Annotated in this window: 13 protein-coding genes; 10 read left to right on the forward strand and 3 right to left on the reverse strand. The window is 42.4% G+C overall.

Annotated elements, in window-relative coordinates:
- Positions 1–6 precede the first annotated feature (6 nt).
- The 3 genes from WG905_RS05345 (at position 7) to WG905_RS05355 (ending at position 1,321) form a co-directional block, all read left to right on the forward strand.
- Entirely contained in the window at positions 7–210 is a 204-nt protein-coding gene (locus tag WG905_RS05345) for a hypothetical protein (protein WP_339590677.1), read from the forward strand.
- A complete protein-coding gene (locus WG905_RS05350; protein WP_339590678.1) occupies positions 207–659 on the forward strand; it encodes a hypothetical protein in 453 nt (150 codons plus the stop codon). Before WG905_RS05345 ends, WG905_RS05350 begins: the two co-directional genes overlap by 4 nt.
- A 116-nt stretch (positions 660–775) precedes the next feature.
- The gene (locus tag WG905_RS05355) at positions 776–1,321 is read left to right on the forward strand and encodes a DoxX family membrane protein (protein WP_339590679.1); all 546 of its coding nucleotides are present in this window, start codon (positions 776–778) and stop codon (positions 1,319–1,321) included.
- Between the two features lie 30 nt (positions 1,322–1,351).
- On the opposite strand, the gene WG905_RS05360 is transcribed toward WG905_RS05355, so the two are convergent.
- Positions 1,352–2,233, reverse strand: a complete 882-nt coding sequence (locus WG905_RS05360; protein WP_339590680.1) for an ATP-grasp domain-containing protein — start codon at positions 2,231–2,233, stop codon at positions 1,352–1,354.
- Between the two features lie 231 nt (positions 2,234–2,464).
- Between WG905_RS05360 and WG905_RS05365 the strand changes: the two genes are divergently transcribed.
- Positions 2,465–3,394 carry an NADP-dependent oxidoreductase gene (locus WG905_RS05365; RefSeq protein ID WP_339590681.1) on the forward strand — a complete coding sequence of 310 codons (930 nt, stop codon included), beginning with the start codon at positions 2,465–2,467 and terminating at the stop codon, positions 3,392–3,394.
- A gap of 29 nt (positions 3,395–3,423) precedes the next feature.
- On the opposite strand, the gene WG905_RS05370 is transcribed toward WG905_RS05365, so the two are convergent.
- On the reverse strand, positions 3,424–4,737 hold the full coding sequence (locus WG905_RS05370; RefSeq protein ID WP_339590682.1) for a hypothetical protein: 1,314 nt from the start codon (positions 4,735–4,737) through the stop codon (positions 3,424–3,426).
- A 177-nt stretch (positions 4,738–4,914) separates the two neighbouring features.
- Here WG905_RS05370 and WG905_RS05375 point away from each other — a divergent pair, with 177 nt between their 5' ends.
- The 3 genes from WG905_RS05375 to WG905_RS05385 are packed head-to-tail and all read left to right on the forward strand — an operon-like array spanning position 4,915 to position 12,089.
- Positions 4,915–7,944, forward strand: a complete 3,030-nt coding sequence (locus WG905_RS05375; RefSeq protein WP_339590683.1) for a SusC/RagA family TonB-linked outer membrane protein — start codon at positions 4,915–4,917, stop codon at positions 7,942–7,944.
- Positions 7,945–7,982: 38 nt separating this feature from the next.
- Complete coding sequence (locus tag WG905_RS05380) at positions 7,983–9,662, forward strand: RagB/SusD family nutrient uptake outer membrane protein (RefSeq protein WP_339590684.1); 1,680 nt, start codon at positions 7,983–7,985, stop codon at positions 9,660–9,662.
- An 18-nt stretch (positions 9,663–9,680) separates the two neighbouring features.
- Complete coding sequence (locus WG905_RS05385; RefSeq protein WP_339590685.1) at positions 9,681–12,089, forward strand: hypothetical protein; 2,409 nt, start codon at positions 9,681–9,683, stop codon at positions 12,087–12,089.
- A gap of 294 nt (positions 12,090–12,383) precedes the next feature.
- On the opposite strand, the gene WG905_RS05390 is transcribed toward WG905_RS05385, so the two are convergent.
- A complete protein-coding gene (locus WG905_RS05390; protein ID WP_339590686.1) occupies positions 12,384–15,656 on the reverse strand; it encodes an amidohydrolase family protein in 3,273 nt (1,090 codons plus the stop codon).
- 81 nt (positions 15,657–15,737) lie between these two features.
- Between WG905_RS05390 and WG905_RS05395 the strand changes: the two genes are divergently transcribed.
- The 3 genes from WG905_RS05395 to WG905_RS05405 all read left to right on the forward strand — a co-directional run bounded on the left by WG905_RS05395 (position 15,738) and on the right by WG905_RS05405 (position 19,821).
- Positions 15,738–17,630, forward strand: a complete 1,893-nt coding sequence (locus WG905_RS05395; RefSeq protein ID WP_339590687.1) for a RecQ family ATP-dependent DNA helicase — start codon at positions 15,738–15,740, stop codon at positions 17,628–17,630.
- A 126-nt stretch (positions 17,631–17,756) separates the two neighbouring features.
- The gene (locus WG905_RS05400; protein WP_339590688.1) at positions 17,757–18,467 is read left to right on the forward strand and encodes a head GIN domain-containing protein; all 711 of its coding nucleotides are present in this window, start codon (positions 17,757–17,759) and stop codon (positions 18,465–18,467) included.
- Positions 18,468–18,486: 19 nt separating this feature from the next.
- Positions 18,487–19,821 carry an MFS transporter gene (locus WG905_RS05405; RefSeq protein ID WP_339590689.1) on the forward strand — a complete coding sequence of 445 codons (1,335 nt, stop codon included), beginning with the start codon at positions 18,487–18,489 and terminating at the stop codon, positions 19,819–19,821.

The following is a 19,821-nucleotide window of genomic DNA, read 5'->3' on the forward strand; positions in this document are numbered from 1 at the left end:
AAAAATATGAAGAATGACAGGAAGATAGCGATGGTGGTTCATCAAGTTAAAATGGAAGATGAAGACCATCTTGATGTTTTATTCTGGCTGAACAAGTCTGTCGCTGAACGATTAGCCGAGGTCTGTCGCTTAAGAAGAAATTACTATACCTGGTCCGAAGGTAGCTTTCCTGATAAAATGGAAAAGGTCATTTATCAAAAGAAAATATGATTTTTGAAAAAGACTTTATCGACTTTGTCGAATTGCTTAATTCTCATAAAGTCGACTATTTAATTGTTGGTGCTCATGCCCTTGCATTTCACGGGCGTCCCCGGCATACAGGCGATTTGGACATCTGGATTAAACCTACTATTGAAAACGCCTCCAAAATGCTTGATGTTTTAGGTGATTTTGGTTTTGGATCTTTAGGTTTAAATGAACAAGATTTTTTAAGGGAAAATTATGTCACCCAATTAGGCTACCCACCGTTGCGAATCAATATTCTTAATTCGATATCTGGTGTTGAATTCGACGAGGCTGATGCCAATAAAGTTGAGGGCGAAATTGATAATCTTAAGGTAAAGTTTATAAACGTTGCTGAGTTTATTAAAAATAAAGAAGCATCAGGAAGAAAAAAAGATCTTGGTGATATTGCTTCCCTCAAAAAAGACATGCCTTAACTATTGCTTTTTTAATAACCCTAATTATTATAACATAAATTATTTGATTAATTAGCATTTCGACAGTATTTGTAACAACTTCTCTTTAATAAGGTCTTATTTAAAAACAATTAATAATGACCGATCAGCCTCTACAGAGCCTATATGTCAAACTCAGAAGTAATCAACGCTTAAATGTTTTTGTGATGTTAACCCGCCTGTTAGTCGGTTTTGCCTTCATTCCTTCAGGCTTAAAGAAGGTGCTTTCCCAAAGATTTACGCAAATTTCAACAGATCACCCGATAGGTTATTTTTTTGAAGCACTTTACCAAACCGGTAATTACTGGGTGTTTCTTGGTCTTGCGCAATTGGTTACCGCTTTCCTGTTAATGACACAGCGGTTTGCGACCTTAGGCGCCCTGCTGTTTTTTTTCATTACCCTAAATATTTGGATAATCACCCTCGCCCTTCACTTTCAAGGAACATGGGTAATCACTTCATTGATGATGATGGCTGCTGCATTGCTGCTGCTTTGGGATTTAAGGAAGTTAAAATTGCTCATAGCACCTGATAATTTCGTTTACCGCCAGCCTGCTGAAGTTTATCCCACTTATAACAAGTATTGGAGTATAGTCGGGCTCTTCCTTTTTGTGGCCAGTCTTGGTTTTTTGCTGAAGCCTTAATACCATTTTAGCCATACATCATTAAGACCTTTAAGGTCTCATCAGCTTCAGCAAAGCATCATGGTAACGATCAAAAGCGCCATCAGCATCATCCAGGTAAAGATAAGGCTCGATCATTTCCAATTCCATCAAATAAAATTCATCATCTTTGATGATGCCATCAACACGCACATAAAGTGAGCCTTTAGCGAATTTCTCTACATAGGCACCCGCTTTTTGAATGAAGGTATCAGCTAATGGCGCCTCGCTGAAACTTCCACCATGCGAATGCTGTACCCTGAAATCACCGTCTTTAGGGGTTTTTAAGATGGCATGGCTAAATGTTTCCCCGAAAAACAACAATGACCATTCGCCCTGTTCCACCTCTTGAAGGTAGGGCTGTACCAGGAAATCTTCACTTTGAATCCAGTTTTCCAGCTCAGCACGATTTTCGTCAATCTTATCCAATGATAGGAGCATGGTGTTTTTAGCGCCGGCACTTATGCAAGGCTTCACTACAATTTTGTTCGTATCCCAGTTTTGGAAAAAGGTATGCCAATCAGGTTTATCGCCTTTTTCAATGAGGATGCTCGGGATGATAGGAAGTTGCGCATCTGCAATTTCGGTGAGGTATTTCTTGTTACTGTTCCATAAAATAGTTTCCGCAGGATTGAGTACCTGGATACCTTCGTTCTGAAGCATCAAAATCCAGTTGAGAAAAGCATCAATGTGATCATGGTAATCCCATGGAGATTTTAAGATGACGAGGTCAAACTGCTTCCAGTCGATATCAGGGTTATTCCAGGCAACAGATTTTAGGTGTAGGTTTTTTTGCTGAAGGAAAGCGATGAGCTTATCATCTTCGTTGGTGTCAACACCTTCAAAAAAATCTTCATATTGACGAAAGGTAATTAATGCAATGTTTTTGTTCATTATGTTTAATAGCTATTGGCTGTATGTATCCCTGATTCGATAATAAAGCTAATTAACGAAAATTTAAAGGATTTCAGGTTTTTACAGCTACTTAAAGAATGAAGACCAATAGCTGTAGAAATTTAAGATTCCGAATTCAAGTATTTATAGCAGTTGCAAAGATATTGACACTCTAATTAAAAGTGTATACCTTGCCAAAGCAATGTTGTTATAAAACTAACCTTACCCTAAATGAACGCAATTATCATCAACGAATTCGGCGAAGCGGATAAATTACAGCTGGCGGAAGTAGCAGAACCTCAAATTTCAGCAGATCAGGTTTTGATCAAGATAAAGGCAGCAGGACTCAACCCGGTGGATACAAAAATCAGGTCGGGTAATCATATCTCCTGTAAAAACCTCCAGTTGCCTGCTATTTTAGGGAAGGACATGAGTGGGGTAGTTGAGTCTGTTGGTGAAAATGTACAAGGATTCAAGCCGGGTGATGCCGTTTTTGGCTGCATCAATCAAACCTATGCGGAGTATGCCGTAGCCAGTCCGGATTTTATTGCTCTAAAACCGGACCATGTTTCCTTTGAGGCAGCTGCCGGAGTTTCATTAGCGGGTTTTACCGCTTACCAGGCCATTCATGAGTATTTACAAGTTAGTGACGGACAAAGAATCCTAATCCAGTCGGCTGCGGGTGGTGTAGGCCACCTGGCGGTACAGTTTGCCAAGCTAAATGGAGCTTTTGTATATGGAACGGCTACTGGTAAAAATGCGGCATTTTTAAAAGACCTTGGTGTTGATCGACATATCAATTATAAAGAAGAAAAGTTTGAAGAAATTGCTACCGATCTTGACGCCGTGATGGATACCATGGGTGGTGATGTCTTGTACCGGTCCATCAGTTGTGTTAAACCTGGTGGAAGGGTGGTTTGTCTGCCATCATCTACGAAAGATGATCCGAAAGCTGTAGCGCTGGCAAAGGAAAGGGGAGTAGAGCTGATTTGGTTTATGATGGCACCGCACAAGCAAGAGCTGCAGTTATTTTCAGAATTATTGAAAGACGGGCAGTTAAAAGTGGAAGTCGACAAGGTTTTTCCGATGGAAGAAATCATTGAAGCACATCGGCTGGTGGAATCGCATGGGGTGAGGGGAAAGGTTGTTGTGAAGATGTAGAACGTTTGTTTAAATAAATGGTTCATTCCTTAAAACTGTTCCTTTGTCTGCAAATCAGCCAGTTTAAAATCATCGATGCTACCGATCCCTGAGAATGAAATTTTTATGCCCATAATTTTACCAATAGATTTGGTATAGGTTGTTTTAAAGGCTTCTTTAGAATTTATGAGTAAGCTGACCTGTTTGTTTTCCACTTTCAACTTCAGATCTGCACCCTTACTTATGTCGTGGCCAAGATCGCGAAGGTCATCTTTTTTGCCGTCTTTAAAGTTTTCTGAAAACTGATAATAAGTCCAGGCTACACATTCAGGCTTAATTATACCAATAACGTGCCTGTCGTTTTCACCATAGATAAAGATATCTGCCTGTGAACATCTTACGCCGGCCCGGTTTGCCGAAGCAGTAAGATGTAACGATAATTCAAAATTGTCACCAGCGATGGTTGTTGGTTTTACGTTTGCAAAAGTGATAAAAAAAGTGCGGTTAGTATCTATGCCCGCATTGGCAGCTTCCTTAGCTGAAATCTTCAAATTTTCACGTGAAGACAGGTCAACATCTGAAACAGGGTATACCCTGATGGTAAGCGGTTGGTTGAAAGCTGTTGCCATCCAGCCTTTGCTTTGCAGGTATACATAACCCGTGTCAATAGGTTTGTTTTTGAAATAAAGGGTAGGGTAATACCGTCCTGGCATTTCATAATAATGTGGAATGATGCTATCCCTGAAGCTGGCCCTTGGGGCCCTGTTATCCCCGAAATCCAGTAAAAAATGGTCCGAAGACTCTTGTAACCTGCCATTCACCGCCAATTTAAATATTGCAGAATGCGGGGTTTGACCATTTGGATTTAAACATAACAATTTAACATTGTTAGCATTATTGTAGCTCAGTATGGAAGGTCTGGTGATAAAAGTTGTAATGATCGCTACCACAACTATCAGATCAATCAGGATGAACCTCGCTAAGGACTTATTTTTTATAGGATAATTAACAGGTTGCACAATTACTTCACTTGAATTCGAGGGGGTTATTTCCTTGGCGATGGGGTTTAAAACCTCAAATTCATACCAATCATGGTAATCAAGAAATTGAGCGAGCGCATTGCGGGTAGCTTTCTGAGGATAATAACGGATCGGCGTTTTTGACTTGCCAAATATTCTTTTTAAGGTGCTTTCACTGATTTGTATTTTTGTCTTCCGCGATAACAGGCCACTTAACCTTATGTAATCACTGTTGATCCATTCAGAAATCTGCTTGTTCCCGAGCTGTTCGGCTATTTTCTGACAACATATATCCAGATGCTGAAATATAATTGGATTTTCAACTTGTTCTGAATGCTTTTTCATCCGATGTAAAGTCCTGTATTATAATTGGTTAGGTTGTTCATTATTATGGCTACTACTTTGAACAAGGATTTGTTAGCCTTTATCCTTTCACTCCCATTAAATTTACTGATAGTACCGATAAACCTCAAGAGAGTTTCGCGTAAAGAACAACCTTTTTAAAAACTAAACCAAATATAAATGAAAAGAAAACTACTTCTACTGGGGCTGTTTTTAGGCTTGCACTATGTTGTAACGGCCCAAACAAAAAATATTAGCGGAAAGGTGATCGACGCTACCACAAAACAGGCGTTGGCTGGTGTCAGTATTCTCGTCCCCGACATCAAATCAGGTACAAGTACCAACGCTGATGGGCAGTTTACCTTTAATGTGCCTGTCGAAACGAAAAGTATTCAAATAACCTTCGTAGGGTACCAGGAGCAATTCGTTGAGCTTACAGGGAAATCACTCCTCATTGGGCTGTTGGCAGACGACAATGAACTTGACGAGGTCGTTGTGGTAGGTTATGGCTCTCAACGTAAAAAAGACCTCACCGGAGCCATATCAACTATAGGAGCAAAAGATGTAGGCGAAAGACGTACGGTGCAGATTTCTGAAGCATTACAGGGTTCAATTGCCGGGGTATCTGTAACTAGGGGCAGTGGTGCTCCCGGCTCAGGTTCCTCCATCCTCATCAGAGGAATTACCACCATTGGAACTAACGCACCGCTGTTTGTGATAGACGGTGTTCCCAATTCTAATATAGATAACGTAAATCCAAACGATGTTGAAACAATTACTGTATTGAAAGACGCTGCATCCGCTGCTATCTATGGTTCAAGAGGTGCAGCTGGCGTAGTATTGGTGACTACCAAACGTGCCAAAGCAGGGCAGAGCAGCCTGGAATATAATTTTGAGTATGGTCTCCAGAAACCTACCGCCCTTCCTGAATATGCGAATGGACAAGACTATATGCGCTTTTTTAATGAGCAGGTCATAAATGATGGAGCATCCTCTGGTACTTATTCCAATGCATGGATTGAGGGTTATGCTGACAGTGTAAGCCGAAATCCAAATAGAATACCTTTTCATCATACTGACTGGCAAAAAGAGGTCATGACCAATGAATACGCGCCCAGACAACGACATGACCTTGTTTTTACCATGGGTACTGATAAGGTCAAAACAAAAGCTTCCTTTGGTTACACTGACACGGAAGCCTTTTATGATAATTTCAATTATGAGCGATATCTTTTCAGGGTCAACAATGATTTGAAAATTAATGACAAGCTGAGCTCAAATTTAGATGTTACCTATAAACGTACACAGTCTCAGGCTACTGCGGGTGAAAATCCCATCTACCTTTCTAGGGTACTGCCGGGCATTTATGGTGCTTATTATTCAGATGGAAGGTATGCTTCAGGTAAAGATGGAAGAAATCCGGTAGCCCAGATCAATGAGGGTGGATTTAATAAAAGCTGGTACAATCAAATCGTAGGTAGAGCTGCACTTAATTTTAAACCGGTAAGCGGACTGACCTTCACTGCAATGGTATCACCAACATTCGACCTGGATAAGACTAAGAACTTTTCAAAGCAGATCAAGTACTTTGATTTTGAAGATCCTACCCGTGTATTAGCTCAAAATCAAGCGAGGACATCACTAGCCGAAGGAAGATCAGAGAGCTTTTTTATCAATGGGCAATTGCTGGCAAACTACGCAACTGTATTTAATGAAACGCACACCGTAGATGTGCTTGCCGGTTATGAAGAGAATTATACAAACAGCGAGTCTCTTGGCGCTTCAAGAGAAGGCTTTGCCCTTACTGATTTTCCTTACCTGAATACAGGTTCGCTAGAGTTCAGAGGTAATTCAGGTTCAGCGGCCGAATCTGCGTTAAGGTCATGGTTTGGCCGACTACAGTATAACTATAAAAATCGCTATTATTTGCAGGGAAATATTCGGTATGACCAGTCATCCCGCTTTGCGAGCGAGTTCCGCAATGCGGTGTTTCCTTCGGTTTCTGCAGGATGGAATATTTCAGAGGAAACATTCATGAAAAATATTTCTGCATTGTCCTTCTTGAAATTAAGAGGATCGTGGGGTAAAGCCGGAAACGAGCGCATTGGTAATTATCCATACCAGGCAACTATATCATTTACCAATGCGCTTTTCTACCAGAATGGTGTTGTTGTTCCACTTACCGGGGGCGGACAAGTGGAATATGCCGTGGATGACATTTCCTGGGAAACGACGACGACCTCTGATGTGGGCCTGGATGCCGCTTTTCTAAACAACAGATTGAGTTTAACCGCAGATTACTTTTATAAAAAGACTGATGATATCCTTTTACGTCTGGATATACCCAATTACCTGGGTTATGATAATCCGTTCCAGAACGCCGGTATACTTAGTGCAAAGGGCTGGGAATTGGAGTTAGGCTGGAAGGATAGAATTGGTGGATTTAATTACACCGTTGGATTGAACTTGTCGGACACAAAAACCAAAATAGATGACCTTAGAGGAACGCAGTTTAGAGGTGACCAGGCTGTACTTGAAGGTGGAGAATACAACGAATGGTTTGGTTACAAAGCTAATGGCCTTTTTCAGACAGCACAAGATATTGTAGGAGCAGCTGTAATTAATGCAACTACCAAACCGGGTGATGTAAGGTATGTTGACATCAACGGTGATGGCAAAATAACCCCCGAAGGTGATAAAGTATTTTTAGGCGGGTCCATGCCACGTTACAATTACGGTGGCACGATAAGGATGGATTACAAAGGCTTTGATTTTGGGGTTGTTTTTCAAGGTGTAGGTAAAAAACTGAGCAGGTTAAGCAATGAGTTGGTACAACCCTTTGCTGAAGCATTTGGTAATGTACCTCTCGAGATCGTTGGTAAATTCTGGAGTACAACTAATACGCCAGGGCAAAACCTTCAGGCAAGGTATCCAAGACTTTCCAGGACTTCCCTTTCCAATAATTACCAGATGTCAGACTTCTACCTGATTAATGGTTCCTATTTTCGGCTAAAGAACATCACACTGGGTTATTCACTTAAAGACCAGAAGTACATAAGCAAAGCTGGTATAAAGTCGCTCAGGTTATATGCTTCCGCTAATGATGTTTTTTCTTCCAGTCATTTTCCGAAATACTGGGACCCCGAAGTTGGAACTTCATCTTATCCAATTGTGACCACATTAATTGCTGGCGTTTCCCTAACCTTTTAATTGTCAGCCATCCCAGAAAACATATTAACTGTTTTAACATGAAAAAAATATTATATCTGTTGCTCACTGCGAGTATATTTACGGCATGTAACAAATTGGATGTCACTCCATTATCTGAGAGTTCTACCGGCAATTTTTATTCTAACCAGACAGAACTGGAACTAGCTGTCAACGATCTTTATCGCCCTGAGTTCTGGGGTAATGACAGTGAATTTTTTACTGATAACTTTTGGCATCGTGCTCAACTGGGCAACGCAGTCACTTTTGGTACCATGGCTGCCGATGATGGTACTGCTTTAAGTCTTTGGACCAATAGTTATAAGGCTATAGCCAGGGTAAATAGCTTTCTGGTCAACAAAGATAAGGCTGCGGCAAATACCGCCGCTAGTGTGATGACAAGGCTTGAGGCTGAAATGCGTTTGATACGTGCTTATCAATACTCACGTCTTGTTTTGCACTTTGGCGATGTTCCCTTGCTTACCCAGCCTACAGCGTTAATTGATGCGGGTGGCGTTACCAGGAATAATGCAGATGAGGTACTTAACTTCATTTTTACGGAACTTGATTTTGCAGCAGCGAACCTTCCCATTTCTTATGGCGCATCTGATATTAAAAGATTAACGAAGGGTGCTGCCCTGGCCATTAAGGCAAGAACAGCCTTATATCTCAAAAAGTGGGCAGTGGCAAGAGACGCAGCTAAAGCAGTTATTGACTTGGGGTCGTCAGTTTATTCACTCCATCCCAATTATTCGCAATTATTTTTAAAGGCTGGGGAGACCAGTAAGGAAATTATCATTTCTTTGCCCAGAGACCAGGCGCAACAAGTGTTCAATGGCGCAGCCTATGTACAGGATCATGCTCCCAGAAATGCAGGAGGTTTCGGTGCCCAGATACCTACGCGTTCTATGGTTGATGCTTACGAATGTACCGATGGTTTACCCATTGATGAATCGCCGCTGTATGATCCGAGAGTTCCCTTCAAAAATCGTGATCCGCGTTTAACTGCTTCAATAGTTGAATTTGGTACGCAATGGTTAGGTTATGGTTATATGCCCCATCCTGATAGTCTTACCGTATGGAGTTCGAAAGAAAACAGGCGGGTTTCGAATAGGGACAACAGGGCCGTAGCGGCATTCGCAAGCTTTACCGGCTTCCTTGCTAAAAAGGGTATTGACCAATCCTGGGTCGACCGTTTAGCGGAGGACAATGATGCCATTATTTTTCGCTTTGCAGAAATTCTGCTCACTTATGCAGAAGCAAAAATGGAATTGGGAGAAATTGATGAATCTGTTTTAAATGCCATCAACCAGGTAAGGGCAAGGGCCTATCAGGTTACAGTTGCACAAACTACACTTTATCCTGCAGTGACTACCATGAATGCCAACGAATTGAGGAAAATCATCATTAGGGAAAGAAGGGTGGAATTCATGATGGAGGGACTTCGTTACATGGATCTTATCCGATGGAGACTGGCGGAGAAAGCCTTAACTAGACCGGTTATTGGTTTGCCAGATCCTGCTGCGCAGAACCGCAGTAAATGGCCTTTTCCCGGCGTTACACCCATTGATGATGATGGCATCCCTGATTATTCGCCTTTCACTGCAGACGTCAAAATTATTGCACAGCGAAATTTTGATAAATCGAAGCAATACCTATGGCCAATTCCTTCGATTGAGAGGATCGTTAATCCCTCACTTACACAAAATCCAAACTACTAAAACTTTAAACACGTATTCATGAGATTATTAAAAGACATTAAAATTGCATCTTCTTTAAGTGCTGTTGCCTTTGGTATAGCTTTGATGACATCCGGTGCAGTAGCCCAGCAAAAACACCATCATCTACAGATCAGTGGCGTCTATCCGCACCTGACATTATTTAATGAAGGTGGCGGGCTTCCCTGTGGTGGAAATGGTAGCGAAGGAGGTATTGGAGCTATAACTCCCTGGGCAGGTAAACTCTGGATGATTACTTATTCGCCTCATTGTATAAATGGCAGTTCAGATAAACTTTACAGTATAGATGACCAGCTGAACCTAAGCATTCATCCGGAGAGTGTTGGGGGAACACCTGCAAACCGGTTAATTCACAAGGAATCCAATCAGCTGATCACCGGGCCCTACTTTATCGACAGCATTGGCAAGGTGCGCGTCATACCGCCATCTGTAATGCCAGGACGTTTAACGGCCACAGCAAGGCACTTGACTGATCCCGCCAACCAGGTTTACTTCTATGACATGGAGGGAATGCTCTATGAAGCCAATGTAAACACCCTCGCTGTTAATAAATTGTTTCATAAACCAGTTCCAGGATGGCATGGTAAAGGTGGTTATACCGCTCAGAACAAGTTGATTATTACGAACAATGGTGAACACCCTGTTTTTAAAATTGATAAAAACAAACTTGAAGCGGGTGATCTGCCCCGGCATCCGGAAGACAACGGTGTTTTAGCGAGTTGGGATGGTAAAGCATGGGAAATTATATCCCGTAGACAGTTTACTGATGTTACAGGTCCCGGGGGTATTTATGGCGCCCCTGATGACAAAAGCCCTGCCTGGAGCATTGGTTGGGATAAACGGTCAGTGATATTAAAGTTATTAGATAACGGCAAGTGGTTCACCTACCGATTGCCCAAAGCTACCCGTACTTATGATCACTGGGGTGGATGGTATACGGAATGGCCAAGAATTCGCGAAATTGGCAACGGCAAAATGTTGATGGATATGCACGGCATGTTTTATGATTTTCCTAAAACGTTCAGTCACGCAAATAGTGGGGGCTTATCGCCAATAAGTACGCACTTGAGGTATGTTCCCGATTTTGCTAGTTGGAACGGGCAACTGGTTTTAGCTACAGATGAAACCACCATTCTGGAAAATCCATATGCAGGGCGGTCACAATCTAATCTTTGGTTTGGTAAGCCTGAAGCGCTGAAAGATTGGGGCGCTGCTAATGCATGGGGTGGAGTGTGGATGAAAGATACTGTAAAGGCAGCTACTGCTTCTGATCCGTTTCTACTTAATGGATTTGAGGAGAAAGTATTGCATTTGTCGTCCCAATCTAAAGGGCCGATATCTTTCACAATTGAATATGATCGGGATGGCAATAACAATTGGAAAACCTATAAAAGCATTGAGGTAAAGGGTAATGGTTATCAGTACTTTGTATTTCCGAGTGATTTCAAAGCCAGCTGGATGAGGTTGAAAACGAATAAAGACGGTATTGTGACGGCTTTTGTTCATTTTTCTGCTCAGGCTGCAAAAAAGAACGCCAACATGTTTGATGCCATTGCCGACATCAATGATACCGGGAGCCTACATGCTTCCATGATAAGGCCTGCATCTTCCAATAAAAACCTGCAAGTCCTGTCTCTTCAAAAGGATGCCATAGGAAAATATTCAGAAGTAAATGAAAATATCAATTTTGTTAAGCCAGCTGTTGATAGAACCGAAGAAATTTCAAAGTTTATAGCCAAAGATGCTGAATTTGAAATTGATGATGCTTCTGTTATCGTTAAAGATAAAACGGGAACTTTCCGTCTTCCAAAAACAGCGGCAATGTATGACAAGCCTTTCGAAACAGGCTGGCCAAGAGCAAGGCGGGAACTAGAATCAGAACGATTGATGCTGAACGCTCATGGTACCTTTTACGAGATTGGAAGGGAATCAGGATATGCGGCTATTCGTCCGGTGACTACCCATCGAAAAAAAATAGTTGACTTTTGTACCTGGAGAGGTTTACTTGTGATTAGTGGAACTAAAACTGACGCAAAACCCGATGGCCAATATTTTGGTGATGCAGCCAATGGCTTATGGTTCGGTGCAATAGATGATCTTTGGCAAATGGGTAAACCTGTGGGTGAAGGCGGGGTTTGGAAAAACTCAAAAGTGAAGGCAAATTCACCTTCTTTACCTTATTTAATGACAGGATATGACAAGAAAAAAGTATCCTTGAGCGCAGACCGGGATGTGAAAATTACGCTTGAAATTGACTTTGATCTTTCCAGATTCCATACTTATAAAACTTTCACCATTCCTGCAGGAAAAACGGTTGAATATGAGTTTCCAAAAGGGTTCAGTGCACATTGGGTAAGAGCTAAAGCTGATAAAGATTGTAAAGCCACAGTGTTGTTTACCTATTTATAGGAATTGCTTTTAAAGTGTTTTCCGGCTTATCATACCTTAATCTTGCCTACCCTCCATCTACCATGTCTCTACGTTTTTACACGAAAAGGTAGATACAACGTAGATCCATGGTAGATCCACCCTAGATCCAACTCGAGCTGACCACAATTCCCTAATGTCTTCTCCAACAAAAAAATGCCCCCCGAAAACCGGGAGGCATTTTACATTTATCAATTAAATAACCTTTAAACAGATCCCGGAACGGAGTCCGGGATGACGGTCGAAAGCTAACCAGGGCGCCAGTATGTCGATATCTTAATCACACTGCGGAACCGTATAAGTCCAGGTTTCAGAATCAGTCATCGGCATGGCATAGCTCATCCCTTTATTTGCCTCAAACCAGAACTTACCCCTTACCCGAGGCCTACTGCCAGCCTCATTCATCGTGAAGCTGTCATATAAACGGCCATTGATCATCACAAACTTGATGTTTTCAGAATTCCTGATATCTTCCAACGGATTATCGTCCATGACCACAAGATCAGCCAGTTTACCCTTTTCGAGCGAACCAAGCTCTTTCTCCATGCCCAGGTAAGCAGCACCATTAACGGTAGCACACCTGATGGCTTCCAGCGGGCTCATGCCCCCTTGCACCAGCATCCACAGTTCCCAATGTGCACCCAAACCTTGTATCTGGCCGTGTGCACCCAAGTTTACTTTGGTGCCACCATCTGCGATTTGCTTCGTTGCCTTAGCAATTTCGATATGGCCATAATCTCCATATTCAGAAGTCGTTCTCCTTCTTGCACGCTGGTCAATGATGGCTCTTGGCGTAAAAGCCATTAACCTTTCGTTTTCCCAAACATTGGTACGGTCGTACCAATAATTCTCACCCCATTGCACACCGTAGCTTACAATTAAAGTCGGGGTGTATGCAACTTTGGTGTTATTCCAGAAACTAGTTACATCCTTATAAACCGGGGCAATAGGAATGCTGTGCTCAATGCCAGTATGGCCATCGGCAATCATGTTCATGTTGTGGGCGAAGGTAGAGCCACCTTCAGGATAGACCGCCATTTTTAAACTCCTTGCTGCCTCCAGAATCTGCTGACGCTGTTCACGGCGCGGCTGGTTGTATGATTTTACCGAAAATGCACCTACTGCTTTTAAGCGGCGTAAACTTGACAGCGCATCTTCCAGGTTGTTCACATCCACTTTGAAATCGCCATCGGCACCGTATAATATAGAACCTGTGGAATATAAACGCGGGCCGATCATTCTTCCCGATTTAATCATCTCACTTTGACTGAATACCATTTCTGTATTGCTCGACGGATCGTGTGCCGTAGTGACACCAAATGCAAGATTGGCCATGTACGACCAGTCCTGCTGCGGCGAAATGCCATCCGGACTGGTTCTTAAGTGTGCATGTACATCGATCATTCCCGGCATAATAGTTTTTCCGGTTACATCAACCACCATCGCATTCGCAGGGATCACCACCTGATCCATTTTACCTACCTCCAATATTTTGTTGTTCTCTACCAGGATAGTCCCTTCTTCAATTACATCGCCACCTTTCATCGTGATGATTCTGGCGCCCTTTAGGGCTATTAATCCGGTAGGACTGTCGGTCGTTAATTTCAGGCCAATCCTGATACCTTCCTTAGGGGCTTGCTTGACCGGCGCATAAGTTGGCAGCGTTGCATCGCTGTTTTCTGCAGCAAATTTGAATGCGTTCTCCATCTTCTCACTAAAATACTCTTCCCCTAAAGTCCAAAACAGTTTTTTGCTGTCAGCACTCCAGTGAATATAGCTGCCACCGTCTTTGGTAACCTTGGTTACAGGGATAGCCGTATTTTTAGAGCTGAGGTCCAGTTCATTTCCAATGGTGACCATCGGGGTAATATAGACGTTGAATAGTTCAGTAAACGCCATCCATTTGCCATCCGGACTAGGGGCAAAGGTGCTGGCATAGGTAGAAGTATAATGTGTTCTTTCGTTGTTACCGTTAATGCTGATACTTTTGAAGGCTTTTTTGCTACCAACATTGCTTTGGAAATAAATGCGGCTGTCGTCGGCACTAAATTGTGGCTTTATGCCATTGTCGGAAATGAGGGTTTTACCTCCTCCATTTGCATTGATGGTGTAAATACCCGGTCCTTTGCCGTAAGTAAGGCCCAGTACCATGTTCCCGCTCCCTTTACGGTACACAATTTTATCGCCTTTAGTAGAATAACTAGGCGAGTAGTAAAACCCTTTTTCATCAGTAAGGCTAATGGTACTTCCAGAACTGATCTCCGTGCGTTTAATGGCGCCTTTAAATTCATCGCTCCAGGTGGTGTAAACTACATATTTACCATCCGGACTAATATTGGGTTCAAATTCAAAGTCGATGCCATTCGTTACCCGAAGGGCTTTTCCGTTAGGGAGATCCTTTTTATATAAATAGCCTGCTGCATTAAAGATTACTGATTTGCCATCCGGGGCCGTGGTCAGCTGCCTGATCATCTTCGCAGAGAACTCTTCGCTGTATACCTGGTTGGTTATTTGCAAGGCCTCCTGCACAGTTTGGTTGCTGGTTACCTGGAATGGTATATCTGCAACCTGCAATGTGGTGAGATCGATTTTTTTGATCTTTCCTTTAGCATAGAAAATCAGGTTCTTTGAATCTGGTGTCCAGGCAAAATTGGGGTAAACACCAAATATAGCCCAAGTTTCCTGTTGGTCATGGGATAGGTCGTCAAAAACCGGCCATTGTTCTCCGGTTTTCAGGTTGTGCATGTACAACACAGATTTTAAGCGTACTCTTTTTACATAGGCCACCATTTGTCCATCTGGCGATACCTGTGGTCTTGCTGCGCCGCCCTGCTCGGCAATCAGGTTACTTAGTTTCCCTGTGCTCAGGTTGAGCTGGCGGATGGCGTAGATCATGCCATTGGGGTCTTTGCTGTATTCGAAGTTCGGCCCAGGACTCATGTCTTCACTGAAATACAGGTTCTTGCCATCAGGCGATACATTGGGCTCTCCGGCATCCTGCTGGTCGTTCTTTCTTTTGGTCAGCTGCACCCCGTCGCCACCGAATATGTTATACATCCACATTTCTCCGGCTCCCAAAGACCGTGTACCTGTGAAGTGCTTCCGTGCAATCAGGTAGTCACTGTTGGGCATCCAGGTAGCATTATTTAACAACCTGAAGGTTTCTTTGGAAATTTGTCTTTTATTTGATCCGTCACGGTTCATGATCCAGATGTTATCTGCACCGCTTTTATCGCTGGTATAAGAAATGTATTTCCCGTTCGGACTAAACCGAGGCTGGATTTCCCAGGCCGGGCCGCCCGTTAAAAGCCTTGCTGTACCTCCGCTAATGGGCATGACATAGATATCACCTAGCAAATCAAAAACAATTTCTTGTCCATCGGCACTGACGTCAAGATTCATCCAGGTGCCTTCATTTGTACTTATATTGAAGTTTTTAACAGGGCCTTTGTATTTTTCAATATCCCATCTTGCATTTTCTTTCTTATCTTGGGAGAAAGCTGGAAGTGAAAGGATTGAAATAAGGACGATGAGTAGAAATTTACGCATATTGAGTTATGATGTCTATGAATGTTGAAGCCTGCAATTTAATAATATCAGTTCATTTTTATAGTTTTGAACCTACCTTTTATGAATAAAGCAGATATATTAAAGCAATACTGGGGATTTGATACTTTCAGGCCATTACAGGAGGATATTATTGACGCTGTTTTGGAAAATAAAGACACCATGGCCTTATTGCCTACCGGTGGTGGTAAATCCTTGTGTTTCCAGGTACCCGCTCTTTTAAAGGAGGGGATCTGCCTGGTAATTTCGCCTTTAATTGCCCTCATGAAAGACCAGGTGGAAAACCTGAAAGCCAAAGGGATTGAGGCCGTAGCGATCTATGCCGGGATGGGAAAAAGAGAAATTGATATCCTTCTCGACAACTGTATCTACGGCAAAATCAAGTTCTTATACCTTTCTCCCGAACGCCTATTATCCGAAATCGTCAAGGAACGCATTTCCTATATGAAAGTGAACCTGATCGCGGTAGATGAAGCGCATTGTATTTCGCAATGGGGCTATGATTTCAGGCCTCCTTATATGAAAATCAAGGATTTACGGTTAATCCATCCCGATGTGCCTATTATTGCTTTAACGGCTACTGCTACACAGTTTGTAAGGGCAGATATCATCGATAAGCTGGAGCTGACTGCACCTAAAGTTTTTGTGAAAAGCTTTGCCCGTAAAAACCTGTGTTATGTGGTGTTCGACCTGGAGGATAAATACCGTAAACTGATCGATATTACCCGTAATGTCCATGGTTGTGGCCTGGTGTATGTAAGAAACAGGAGGGAAACGGCAGAGGTTGCCTTCTTCCTGCAAAGAAATAATATCTCCGCAGATTTTTACCATGCCGGCTTGCCACGGGATGAACGCTCTAAAAAGCAGGAGGATTGGAAAAATAATAAAACGCGGATCATCGTGGCTACGAATGCATTTGGGATGGGCATCGACAAGCCTGATGTGCGTTTTGTGGTGCATTTAGACCTGCCAGAAAGTTTAGAGGCTTATTACCAGGAAGCGGGTAGGGCTGGCCGTGATGGCAATCGTGCCTTTGCGGTATTGCTGGCCAATAAAAGTGACAGACATTCCCTGCAAGAGAAGTATACCAATAACTTTCCTTCGGTGGAGGAAATTAAAAAGACTTATCATTACCTGGGCAGCTATTACCAGTTGGCTTATGGTGTAGGACAGGGACTGAGTTTCCCTTTTGACCTCGCTGATTTTTGTAAGAAGTTTAACCTTGGGGTGCTTAAAACCATTGCTGCTTTGAAGTTTTTAGAGCATGATGGTTACCTGACTTTATCCGAAAATATCTTCCTGCAGTCCAGGGTACTGGTCACGGTAAATAATGAGGATTTGTACCGTTTCCAGATTGAAAATGCGGGTTTCGACCCGCTGATTAAAGCCATCCTGCGGTCTTATGGCGGTGCTTTTGATCAATATGTGAAGATTGTGGAGGCTGACCTTGCTCATCGACTGGCGATTTCTTACAATACGGTAGTTGCTATGCTCAACAGGTTGCAGGACCAGGAAATTATTTCTTATTTGCCGCAGACGGATCAGCCCCAGCTGATGTTTATTTTACCAAGGGCAGATCAGCTGCACATGGATATTGATGTGAAATATATTGAGTTGCGTAAAAAGATACAGGAAGATCAAATCAATGCGGTTCTAGCCTATGCCTCTTCTGATTCTTGCCGAAGTGTCCAGCTTTTAGCTTATTTTGATGAGCCTCAGGCAGCTAAATGTGGGGTGTGTGATAGCTGCCTCGCGGAGAAAAGGGCCCAGGATCTGGATGAATTGGCAGAGAAGATTGACTTTGAAATTGCCACTTTGCTGCAAACTGCTCCTTATGTGTTAACGGATCTTGTAAATGCTGTTAAAACCGGTACGGAAGGTGAGAAATTAGACCGGATCAGGGAGTTGATGGATGCAGGGAAAATTAAGACGGACGGAAAAAACTATTACCTGTAAATAATGTTCATTCAATGAGATTTTAATTTGCAGTATTAAAATCATAATTTGCAGTATTAAAACTTATCTACGGTAAGCTTTTAATGCTTCCTTACGCTTAAAACAACATACGATAAATACATACGAATGAAACAACTTAGCTTATTTTTATTGGCACTCTCTCTCTTATTTACTGCTTGTAATACCAAATGTGTAGAAGATTCCGGAATTCGTGTAGAGCGTGCTGAGCAATTGGAAGCGTTTGAGAAACTGGAAATAAGAGGCCCTATCAAAGTGATTCTTCAACAAGACAGCAGTTATAAGGTTCGTATTGCTGCAGACTCTAATATCATTGAAGATGTGAAAGTTTCGGTAGGCAGTAAAACCTTAAAGTTAAAGCTTGATCCGGAAAAATACTGTGGTCAGGATTCTGTGATCGTGTATGCTGGTATACTTTACCTGACATCCATCAGGATGGAAAACGAAAGCAAACTTGCTTCTCATGCGTTGTTGAACCTTAAAGACGTAGAACTGAATTTAGATGGTAACACCGAAGTGAACATGGAACTCACCACCGGAAAAATGACCACTACAGTTGATGGTACATCAAAAATTACCCTGAGGGGGCAGGCTGGTGAACATAACCTGAAGTCTACAGGTGCCTTAACCCTGGACGCTTTTGATTTTGTGACGGCAAAAGTTAGTCTGAATACAGAAGGTGTCAATAAAGCGAATATCAATGTACTGAACGACTTAAACCTGGAAACTACGGGCACAAGTGAGGTTTATTATAAAGGTAGTCCGAAAAATATCAACAAGAAAAAAGCAGGTACTGCGCTTCTTGAAAAAGTGAATTAGAAAAGCTCCATTATATTAAGTGAATAGTCTAAAGAATAATAAAAGGGTAATCCGGTCATGGGCATTTTTTGACTGGGCAAATTCCGGGTACCACCTTGTCATCACCTCTACCATTTTTCCTGCTTATTATACGGTCATCACCACCACACCTGAGTGGGGGGATAAGGTGAACTTTTTTGGGTTGACTTTCGTCAATACGGCTTTGTCCAACTATGCGCTTGCGGCGGCTTACCTCATCATCGCATTGCTGTCGCCTGTACTCAGTGCTATGGCCGATCATAAAGGCAATAAAAAGGTCTACATGAAGCTTTTCACCTGGATCGGGGCTTTGTCCTGCTGCTGTCTCTATTTCTTTAAACTGGAAACGCTCGAGCTCGGTGTCATTTGTTTTGCCCTTGCCGCCATTGGTTATGGAGGTGGTATTGTGTTCTACAATTCTTACCTGCCTGAAATAGCCAGCATTGATCAGCAGGATGCGGTGAGTGCAAAAGGATTCAGTTATGGCTATATCGGCAGTGTGATTTTACAGCTCATCTGCTTTCTGTTTGTGCTGAAGCCGGAGTGGTTTGGTATTACCGACCTTAGTTTTCCAGCCAGATTATCGTTTTTACTCGTGGGTATTTGGTGGATTGGCTTTGCTCAGATTCCTTTTAAAGTATTGCCAAAAGGTAGTCCTAATTTTAATGCTGATGAGCAGAAAAAAATTACCAGTGGTTTTGTAGAACTACACAAAGTGTGGAATCAGATTAAGGAAATGGTGTTGATGAAAAGGTTTCTGGTAGGCTTCTTTTGTTATTCGATGGGTGTGCAAACAATTATGCTGGTGGCAGCAGGCTTTGGAAAGAAAATATTGAATTTAGATACTTCCGGTTTAATCGCTATCATCCTTATCATTCAGCTGGTAGCCATTGCCGGCGCTTACCTGATATCCCGATTGTCGAAATTATACGGAAACGTAAATGTGTTGATTTTTGTGGTGCTGCTATGGATCTTTATTTGTATCAGCGCTTATTTTATCACTACATCCATGCAGTTTTATCTGCTGGCCGCTCTTGTCGGACTGGTCATGGGCGGCATTCAATCGTTGTCCCGATCTACTTACTCGAAATTTATTCCTGAAAATACAGCTGATTCGGCCTCATTTTTCAGCTTTTATGATGTGACTGAAAAACTTGCTATTGTTGCCGGATTGGCTAGCTTTGCATACATAGAGGAACTTACCGGCAGCATGCGAAATTCTACAATTGCTTTAACATCTTTTTTTATATTAGGCTTGTTATTGCTGCTCTCACTACGCAGGGCTCAAGCTAAATTAATTGCTGTGCCTGTTCGCCACCTTGAACCCCATATATAA

The sequence above is a fragment of the Pedobacter immunditicola genome (assembly GCF_037482985.1).
Taxonomy (GTDB): Bacteria; Bacteroidota; Bacteroidia; order Sphingobacteriales; family Sphingobacteriaceae; genus Pedobacter; species Pedobacter immunditicola.

Coding starts and splice junctions, on each gene's coding strand:
- WG905_RS05345 (WP_339590677.1), top strand. CDS start 7: ATGAAGAATGACAGGAAGATAGCGATGGTGGTTCATCAAGTTAAAATG.
- WG905_RS05350 (WP_339590678.1), top strand. CDS start 207: ATGATTTTTGAAAAAGACTTTATCGACTTTGTCGAATTGCTTAATTCT.
- WG905_RS05355 (WP_339590679.1), top strand. CDS start 776: ATGACCGATCAGCCTCTACAGAGCCTATATGTCAAACTCAGAAGTAAT.
- WG905_RS05360 (WP_339590680.1), bottom strand. CDS start 2,233: ATGAACAAAAACATTGCATTAATTACCTTTCGTCAATATGAAGATTTT.
- WG905_RS05365 (WP_339590681.1), top strand. CDS start 2,465: ATGAACGCAATTATCATCAACGAATTCGGCGAAGCGGATAAATTACAG.
- WG905_RS05370 (WP_339590682.1), bottom strand. CDS start 4,737: ATGAAAAAGCATTCAGAACAAGTTGAAAATCCAATTATATTTCAGCAT.
- WG905_RS05375 (WP_339590683.1), top strand. CDS start 4,915: ATGAAAAGAAAACTACTTCTACTGGGGCTGTTTTTAGGCTTGCACTAT.
- WG905_RS05380 (WP_339590684.1), top strand. CDS start 7,983: ATGAAAAAAATATTATATCTGTTGCTCACTGCGAGTATATTTACGGCA.
- WG905_RS05385 (WP_339590685.1), top strand. CDS start 9,681: ATGAGATTATTAAAAGACATTAAAATTGCATCTTCTTTAAGTGCTGTT.
- WG905_RS05390 (WP_339590686.1), bottom strand. CDS start 15,656: ATGCGTAAATTTCTACTCATCGTCCTTATTTCAATCCTTTCACTTCCA.
- WG905_RS05395 (WP_339590687.1), top strand. CDS start 15,738: ATGAATAAAGCAGATATATTAAAGCAATACTGGGGATTTGATACTTTC.
- WG905_RS05400 (WP_339590688.1), top strand. CDS start 17,757: ATGAAACAACTTAGCTTATTTTTATTGGCACTCTCTCTCTTATTTACT.